The 8,603-nt window shown below is 72.2% G+C and carries 7 protein-coding genes; 1 reads left to right on the top strand and 6 read right to left on the bottom strand.

Features of this window, described 5'->3' with window-relative positions:
• The 5 genes from ACFV61_RS15500 to ACFV61_RS15480 all read right to left on the bottom strand — a co-directional run.
• Positions 1-740 (bottom strand): electron transfer flavoprotein subunit beta/FixA family protein (locus tag ACFV61_RS15500; protein WP_380492060.1); only part of this gene is annotated, 740 nt, incomplete at its 3' end.
• A gap of 244 nt (positions 741-984) precedes the next feature.
• On the bottom strand, positions 985-1,782 hold the full coding sequence (locus ACFV61_RS15495) for a family 1 encapsulin nanocompartment shell protein (RefSeq protein ID WP_363371484.1): 798 nt from the start codon (positions 1,780-1,782) through the stop codon (positions 985-987).
• 28 nt (positions 1,783-1,810) lie between these two features.
• Positions 1,811-2,845: a Dyp-type peroxidase gene (locus ACFV61_RS15490; protein ID WP_063346953.1), complete on the bottom strand. Its 1,035-nt coding sequence runs from the start codon at positions 2,843-2,845 to the stop codon at positions 1,811-1,813.
• A 309-nt stretch (positions 2,846-3,154) separates the two neighbouring features.
• Positions 3,155-3,778: an FMN reductase gene (locus tag ACFV61_RS15485; RefSeq protein WP_380492058.1), complete on the bottom strand. Its 624-nt coding sequence runs from the start codon at positions 3,776-3,778 to the stop codon at positions 3,155-3,157.
• A complete protein-coding gene (locus ACFV61_RS15480) occupies positions 3,775-4,917 on the bottom strand; it encodes an LLM class flavin-dependent oxidoreductase (RefSeq protein ID WP_380492056.1) in 1,143 nt (380 codons plus the stop codon). The genes ACFV61_RS15485 and ACFV61_RS15480 overlap by 4 nt, the downstream gene beginning before the upstream one ends.
• 158 nt (positions 4,918-5,075) lie before the next feature.
• On the opposite strand from ACFV61_RS15480, the gene ACFV61_RS15475 reads away from it, so the two are divergent.
• Positions 5,076-5,837, top strand: coding sequence for a PP2C family protein-serine/threonine phosphatase (locus ACFV61_RS15475; protein ID WP_380346349.1), 762 nt, complete (start codon positions 5,076-5,078; stop codon positions 5,835-5,837).
• 109 nt (positions 5,838-5,946) lie between these two features.
• Here ACFV61_RS15475 and ACFV61_RS15470 read toward each other — a convergent pair whose 3' ends face one another.
• Positions 5,947-8,238, bottom strand: a complete 2,292-nt coding sequence (locus ACFV61_RS15470) for a M9 family metallopeptidase (protein WP_380492054.1) — start codon at positions 8,236-8,238, stop codon at positions 5,947-5,949.
• Between the last annotated feature and the right edge of the window lie 365 nt (positions 8,239-8,603).

The following is an 8,603-nucleotide window of genomic DNA, read 5'->3' as shown; positions in this document are numbered from 1 at the left end:
CCCTCGCCCTCGTCCTTGACGACCGTGCCCGCGGTCCGCGCCGGACGCGCCGCCACCGACTCCACCGCCGTCCACGCACCCGCCAGACCGACCTCGTCGGCCTCGATGCCCAGATCGTCCAGGTCCAGCGACTGGACCGGCTTCTTCTTCGCCGCCATGATCCCCTTGAACGACGGGTACCGGGCCTCACCCGACTGGTCCGTCACCGACACCACCGCCGGCAGCGCCGCCTCCACCAGCTCCGTCGCCGCGTCACCGTCACGACGGCCCCGCACCACACCACCCTCGACCGACACCTCGGACAGCAGCGTCACCTGCGCCACGCCCAGCCGCTCCGCCAGCAGCGCCGGCAGCACACCCATCGAACCGTCCGTCGACGCCATCCCACCGATCACCAGGTCGAACCCGGTCTTCTCCAGCGCCTTCGCCAGCACCGCCGACGTCCCGATCACATCCGAACCGTGGATGTCCTCGTCGTTCACGTGCACGGCCTTGTCCGCACCCATCGACAGCGCCTTGCGCAGCGCGTCCTTCGCATCGTCCGGCCCGACCGTCAGCACCGTCACCTCGGCGCCCTCGTTCGCCGCCGCGATCCGCAGCGCCTGCTCCACGCCGTACTCGTCGAGCTCCGACAGAAGGCCGTCCACACCCTCCCGGTCGGTGGTGTGGTCGTCCGCGAACCGACGGTCACCCGTCGCGTCCGGCACGTACTTCACACAGACGACGATCCTCAAGCTCATGAGTGGTTCTCCTGTCACGGTCGCACTGGTCGATGGCCTCACGTCATGCCGAGGGTACTGAGTGCCAATCCCGGCCCGGCCGCGCCCTGCGCGCCGTGAGCGCCACCTGGACCGGCATACCGTGTCGGCGCTCTTCGACTGGTGTCGGAGGCTCCACGAAGAGGATACGGCACTCAGTACCCCTGGTAAAGGAACTCAGTACCCTTCCCGGTGTGCGCTGGGCCTCAGGGCGCCCTCAGCGCCCTCAGGCGGCCAGCACCACGGCGGCCTCCCCCGTGTAGACGCGGAAGGTGAGGGACTCCTGGAGGTAGAGCCGCACGGTGTCGGCGTCGTGGGAGAGGTAGCCGACGGAGACGTCCTGGCCGAGGAAGAGTTCGAAGTCGCCGCCCCGGGTGGAGAGGAGGAGGGCGCCCTCGATGGCGGGGGCCCAGATGATGTCCCCGTCGAGGAGGCGGGCGAGGTGGTTGTGGACGGGGTAGCCGTGGTCGCTGGTCTCGTTGACGGCGGTGAAGGTGTCCGCGCCGAGCAGGAGCGAGTAGGGGCCGCCGACGCCGGCCAGGCGCAGCGCGGTGAGGGCGCGGCTGACGGCCTCGGGGTACTCGCGGACGTCCTCGGGGAGCCGGACCGGCGGGTTGGTGGAGCCGGCCCGGATGCCCTCGATGGCGGCGGCGCGGTAGCCCTCGAAGACGGCGCGGTCCTCGGCGAGGGCGATGGTGCGGGCGGCGTCCTTCACCGGCTGCCAGTCGGAGTCGCGGGAGCCGCGCTCGACGTCGTCGACGGCCTCGCGGCGGACGGTGAAGGGGACGCGCAGCTCGACCACCGGCTGGGCGGCGCGGGCGTGGGCCTGGACGCCGTCGGCGGGCGGTTCGATGCCGGTCAGGTGGCCGGTGCCGACGGCGGCGAGGGTGGAGCCGTCGGGGCCGTTCAGGTCGACCACGCGGCGGCCGGCGATGTGGAGCTTGAAGGTCTGGCGGGCCTCCTCCTCGATCTCCGCCCAGGCTGCGGCGGAGACGGGGGCGAGGTCGCGGTGCAGGTTGTTCATGGTGCGGGTCCTTGTCGGGAGGTCCGGTTCAGGGCGTGCCGCGCAGGCTGCCGATGCCGAGCGAGCCGGTCGCGGGGGGAGCACTCGGCGCGGGCGGAGCGGGCGGCGCCGACCGCACCGGGGGCGCCGACGGCGCGGGCGGCGGGGCGTCGAGGAAGTCGGCGGTCGGGACGAAGAACAGCGAGCCGGTGACGGCCGTGGAGAAGTCGAGCAGCCGGTCGGTGGTACCGGGCGGGCGGCCCACGAACATGTTGCGCAGCATCTCCTCGGTCACCTCGGGATCGCGGGCGTAGCCGATGAAGTAGGTGCCGAACTCGCCGCCGCGGTCGAACGAGCCGAAGGCCATGTTGTAGCGGACGATCTGCCGCTGCTCGCCGCCAGGCCCGGTCACGGTGCTGAGCGCGACGTGCGAGTCGGCCGGTTTGGCGTCGTCGTCGAACTCGATGTCGGTGAGCTTGGTGCGGCCGACCGCCCGTTCCTGGTCCTCGACGCTCAGCGCGTTCCACGCGTCCAGGTCGTGCAGGTACTTCTGGACGATGACGTAGCTGCCGCCGGTGAAGGCCTGGTCCTCGGCGCCGACCACGGCGGCGGTCTCGGCGGCCCGGCCCTCGGGGTTCTCGGTGCCGTCGACGAAGCCGAGCAGGTCCCGGTCGTCGAAGTACTTGAAGCCCTGGACGGAGTCCACCACGGTGGCCGCCCCGGCCAGCCGGCCGGTGAGCTGGCCGGCCAGCTCGAAGCAGAGGTCCATCCGGGCGGCCCGCAGGTGCAGCAGCAGGTCGCCGGGGGTGGCCGGGGCCCGGTGGCGGGTGCCGGCCACCTCCCGGAAGGGGTGCAGGCCGGCCGGCCTGGGGCCGTCGAAGAGGCGGTCCCAGGCGTCCGAGCCGATGCCGGTGACGCAGGTGAGGCCGCCCTCGGGGGCCCGGAAGCCGACCGCGCGGCGCAGCCCGGCGAGGTCGGGCAGTAGGTCGCGGACGGCGTCCTCGCCGCCGGGCTCGACGGTGAGGACCAGGAAGACCGCCGCGCTGGTCAGCGGGGAGAGCACGGCTTGCGGTTCGGCCTGCATGGCGAGGGTTCCTCCACGGTGGCGCGGGAGGCCGGGCGGCGTCCCGCTCATGGCCGGTGGTCAGCGTGTCGTGGCTGCCGCCGACCGGGCGGGCCGACGGCGTGACGGACCAGCGGCGTGACGGACCAGCGGACATCTGATCATGCGTACGATTACACCCCATAGCGGACCATTCGGCGCGGGCGGCACTCCCCCGAACGGCCCTCCCGGACGCGCCGTCCGCCGAGGCCGTTCGGGGGCGCCATCGGCCGGTGGGCACGCGGAAGGGGCGGACGCGCCGTCACGCGCCCGCCCCTTCCACCCCGACTGTCAGCCGCGCAGGGCCGCCAGCTGCTCGGCGAACGGCACCACCTGTTCGGGCAGCGCCGGCGCCGCCGGGCCGCGGCCGGCCAGCAGGGCCGCCAGTTCGCCCGCCGCGCGGTCGATCCGGCCCGGGAGGCCGTCGGTGAGCCCGTCCCCCGCCGCGCCCCAGTCGTCGGTGGCCGCGTAGACGGCGGTCGGCACCACCACCGCGCGCAGGTAGCTGAACAGTGGCCGGACGGCGTGCTCCAGGGCGAGCGAGTGCCGGGGCGTGCCGCCGGTAGCGGCGATCAGCACCGGCTTGCCGGTGAGCGCGTCGTGGTCGACCAGGTCGAAGAACGACTTGAACAGGCCGCTGTAGGAGGCGGTGAAGATCGGCGTCACCGCGATCACCGCGTCCGCCCCGGTCACCGCGTCGATCGCCCCGCGCAGCGCCGCGCCGGGGAAGCCGGTGACGAAGTGGTGGGCGATCTCCGTGGCCAGGTCACGCAGTTCGACCACCGTGACGTCCACCTGCCGCCCGCCACCGGATAGTTGACGGACCGTCGATTCACAGAGACGGTCGGCCAGCAGCCGGGTCGAGGACGGCTTGCTCAGCCCGGCGCTCACCACCACCAGCCGGTACGCGGTCACTTGGCCACCTCCATGGTCTCCCCGCCGACGGACTTCCCACCGAGGGACTCCCCGTCGACGGACTCCTCGTTGCGGGCCGCGACCCGCGCGGCGTGCGTCGGCCCGTCCGGCACCGCGGCCGGGCGGTTCCTGGCGAACTCCTCGCGCAGCACCGGCACGACCTCCTCGCCGAGCAGGTCCAGCTGCTCCAGCACGGTCTTCAGCGGCAGGCCGGCGTGGTCCATCAGGAACAGCTGGCGCTGGTAGTCGCCGAAGGACTCGCGGAAGGCCAGCGTCTTCTCGATGACCTCCTGCGGGCTGCCCACGGTCAGCGGGGTCTGCTCGGTGAACTCCTCCAGCGAGGGCCCGTGCCCGTACACCGGCGCGTTGTCGAAGTACGGGCGGAACTCCCGCACCGCGTCCTGCGAGTTGCGCCGCATGAACACCTGCCCGCCGAGGCCGACGTACGCCTGCTCGGGCGTGCCGTGGCCGTAGTGGGCGTAGCGCTCGCGGTAGAGCTCGATCAGCTTCTGGAAGTGCTCCTTGGGCCAGAAGATGTTGTTCGCGAAGAAGCCGTCCCCGTAGTAGGCGGCCTGTTCGGCGATCTCCGGGCTGCGGATCGAGCCGTGCCAGACGAACGGCGCGACGCCGTCCAGCGGGCGCGGGGTGGAGGTGAAGGACCGCAGCGGGGTGCGGAAGCGGCCCTGCCAGTCCACCACCTCCTCGCGCCAGAGCTGGTGCAGCAGCGCGTAGTTCTCGATCGCGAGCGGGATGCCCTGGCGGATGTCCTTGCCGAACCACGGGTAGACCGGGCCGGTGTTGCCGCGGCCCATCATGAGGTCCACCCGGCCGTCGGCGAGGTGCTGGAGCATCGCGAAGTCCTCGGCGATCTTCACCGGGTCGTTGGTGGTGATCAGCGTGGTCGAGGTGGAGAGGATGATGCGGTCGGTCTGCGCGGCGATGTAGCCGAGCATGGTCGTCGGCGAGGACGGGACGAACGGCGGGTTGTGGTGCTCGCCGGTCGCGAAGACGTCGAGGCCGACCTCCTCGGCCTTGCGCGCGATGGCCACCATGGCCTTGATCCGCTCGTGCTCGCTCGGGGTGCGGCCGGTGGTCGGGTCGGGGGTGACGTCGCCGACGGTGAAGATTCCGAACTGCATGCTGCTCACCACACTCCAGGTCGGCCCCTCGCCCAGGCGCTCGGGGCGCACGGGGTTCTCGGGGCGGATCGTTAAACTTTCAACCACCTTAGCACCCGGGTGCGGATCGTTATTCCCGCCCACACTTGAGGGAGGAGCTCCGGAAGGGCGGCGAACCGATGGCGACGTACATCGCGGTGAGCGCGCTGAGCCACGAGGGCCTGGTGCGGCAGCACAACGAGGACAGCCTCACGGTCGGGCCGTGGACACTCTGCGCCACCGTGACCGGCAACCCGCAGACCCTGCTGTTCCCGCTCGGCCCGCCCTGCGTGGTCGCCGTGGCGGACGGCCTGGGCGGCCACCCCGGCGGCGAGGTCGCCAGCGCCCTGGTGGCCCGCCGACTGGCCGCCGACGGCGCCGGACTGGACAGCGAGGAGGCCGTCCGGGAGGAACTCCAGGACTGCAACCGGGCGGTGTACGCGGCCGCCGCCGGCGAACCCGAGCTGGCCGCGATGGGCACCACGGTGGCCGGCCTGGTGCTGCTGCCCGGCCGGGCGGTGGCCTTCAACGTGGGCGACAGCCGGGTCTACCAGGTCGCCCCGGACGGGCTGCACCGGGTGAGCGTGGACGACAGCCCGCCGCTGCCGCCCGGCCGGCGCACCACCTCGGTGGTCACCCAGACCCTGGGCGGCTCGCTCGGACTGACCTTCGTCGAGCCGCACGTGCGCGCCGCACCGCTGGCCGCCGGCGACCGCTACCTGGTGTGCAGCGACGGCCTGACCGACCCGGTGCCGGAGGAGGAGCTGGCCGAATTGCTCGCCCGGCCGCACGACGGCTCCGACCGCGCCGACGGGAGGGCCGCGTTCGAGCTCTGGAAGGCGGCGATCGCGGCCGGCGGGCCGGACAACATCACCCTGGCGCTGGTCCGGATCGGCGAATAGGCCCGGTCCGCCCTAGCCGCCAGCGGGCACGGACCCGCCCCGGCGGGGCGCCGAAGCGCTCCGCCGGGGCGGTCACCTGTCCGTATTCGGTCGCTCGACGAGCGTCCGGTCAGAGTTCGCTCGTGACGCTCACCCCGCTGAAGCCCTGCTGGGCGTAGAGGCTGAAGTAGACGTAGCCGGCCGGCGGGTTGGTGATCGTCAGGGTCTCGGAGTTGTCCGGCCCCGCCGAGTGCGCCGTGCTGGCGTCGGTGTACGCCCAGGAGGCCGGGTTGTAGTAGAGGTCGCCGTTGCCGGTGCCGCCGCTCGTGGTGACCTTCACCTGCTTGGTGCCGGCCGGCACCAGGAGGTAGAAGTGCGCGTAGTTGCCGGTGGTCGCCGCGATGTTGCTGCGGGCGCAGTTGGCGTCCAGCTTGCGGATGTCGGTGCCGGCGCACTCCGGCAGCTGCGGCTGGGTGGGCGTGCCTCCGCCGGAGGCGCAGGCGCCGTTGGCGCACGCCGTCAGCCAGCTGTCGAAGCCGGCGTCGTAGCGGGTGCCGATGGTGGTCTTGAGCAGGGTGCGGGCGCCGGCCCAGTCGCCCACGCGGTACTTGGCGAGGACGGTGTCCAGGTCGCCGCGGTGCTGCTCCAGCATGTAGCGGACGGCGAGGTAGCCCCAGCGGTAGACCCGGTCCTGGTCACCGTAGGCGGTGTCGAAGAGGTCGCTCAGCTTGTAGGTGTGCCGGGCGGCGGCCGCGATGGCGGCGTCGTTGGTCACCTTGCGGTACGAGTACGAGATGTACTCGGCGAAGCCCTCGACCCACCAGACGGTCGGGGTGGTCATGCCGGCGTTGAAGTCGCCGTACATGTCGAACCGGCCGTCGAGGTAGTGGGTGTACTCGTGGTTGAGGTTCCAGATCTCGAACGACGGGCGGGCCCACTCGGCCTCGTAGCAGAGGAAGCGCGGCTGGTTGCCGGCCTTGGCCGGGTCGCCCTCCAGGTACATGCCGCCGTTGTTGGTGTCGATGCCGTAGATGGCCGCGGCCAGCACCTGGTAGTCCAGGGAGGAGTGGAAGACCACCACCTCGATCGTGGTGTTGCTGTCGTCCTTGACCGGGCCGTTGTCGCGCACCACCGAGTGGAAGTACGCGTCCTGGCCGGTGAGGCTGGTGCAGGCGGTGCCCAGCTGGGTGTTGTCCAGCGCCTGGGCGATCAGCTTGATGCTCGGGCTGCAGGTGTAGTTGACCGTCAGCACGCCCGCCTTGAGCTGGTCGGAGGCGTTGCAGGTGCCGTAGTAGGCGCAGTTGGCGGCGTCGTAGTAGCCGACCCCGTCCGCGACCGCGGCCCACTGGTAGACGGTGCGACCGTTCGGCGCGGACTGCGCGACCAGCGACTTGGCGAGCGGACGGACCTTGGGCTGGAGCGCCGTGTCCTTCAGGAAGCGGGTCAGCTCCTTGGCCGCGTTGTAGACCAGCACGCCGAAGTCGCCACCGAGCTGGTCGTTGTTGCGGGTCGCGAAGCCGGACAGCGCGTCCAGCACGCTCGGGTCGGCCTCGACCGCCGCGTCGAAGCCGGTCACCTGGTGGCCGCGGAACAGCACCGTGAAGGCCGGGTTCACCGCCCAGGCCATGCCGGCCGGGTTCCAGGTGGCGCTGCTGTAGTCGTTCAGCAGCTGCTTGACCACCGGGAGGTAGCGGATGTTCTCCTGCGCGCTGTCGATCAGGGTGACGGCCTCGCCCAGGATGGGTGCGTTGCCCGCGGCGACGTCCCGCACGTGCGCGCCGCCGAAGAAGGCGTCCAGCCCGGAACGGATCGCCGTCTGGAGGGCGGTGCCGTAGGTGCCGACGTCGTCCTTGTGGTACCACTGCGCGAAGTACCCGGCGCGCAGGTACAGCACCAGTTGCTCGACGGAGGTCGAGTTGTCGCCCGGGTAGCTGCCGGACGCGTCGCGCAGCGCGTACGCCACGGTGGTCATCTGCTCCTCACGGAACGCGCCCCTCGCGTCCGCGCCGGTGAGCTGGAAGAGCCCGTTGATGCACTGGATGTCGGCGGCCTTGATGTGCTGGACCAGGTCGCCGCCCGTCCGGCCGGTGAAGTCGCCGACGTTGCAGGGCTGGGCGGCCGCCGCGCCGAGGGAGAAGGCCTTGGCGGTCGGCCGGGCCTCGGCCGGCCGGGTGTCGAGCGGGAGCGGGGCCCGCTGGTCGGCAGAGGCGAACTGCCGGTCGGTGTGGCCGCGTTCGGGGGCGCCGACGGCGGGCTGCGGCGCCGGTCCGGCGGGGGTGGTGGGGGCGGCCGCGCGGTGGGGGGCGCGCTGGGGGGGCGGGGGCCCGTGCGGGGGGGGGGGGGGGGGGGCGGCCGCGCCGCGGGGGGCGGCGGCGGGGGCGGCCTTGCTCTGTGGGGCGAACAGGCCGATCGTCAGGAACATGGTCAGGGCGAGTACTAACAGCCTTGCCAGCTGCGGGAGTCGCAGCAGACGCGCGGAACTCACGTGGGGGCCTCCGGGCCGTCGTCGGTCGCATTGGGGGTGCGGCCGGTGGGGTGGTGAGGACCGTTGGCGACGGCGCCTCGTGGGCGGCTCCGTCGTGCACACGGTGGGGAGTGTGACATGTACCATGGCACACATCACATGACGTTGGATAGCCCTGCTCATGTGAGCGATTCGCGGGGGAACGACGCAGGGGCCGGGGGGGGGGGGGGGGGGGGGGGGCCCCCCCCCGCGGGGGGGGGGGGGGCGCCCCCCCCCGAAGCCACCCCGACAAAGCAAAAAACACCACAATAAAAAAAAAAACA

This window comes from Kitasatospora sp. NPDC059817 (assembly GCF_042731835.1).
Taxonomy (GTDB): Bacteria; Actinomycetota; Actinomycetes; order Streptomycetales; family Streptomycetaceae; genus Kitasatospora.
This window is presented reverse-complemented; position numbering and strand designations above follow the sequence as displayed.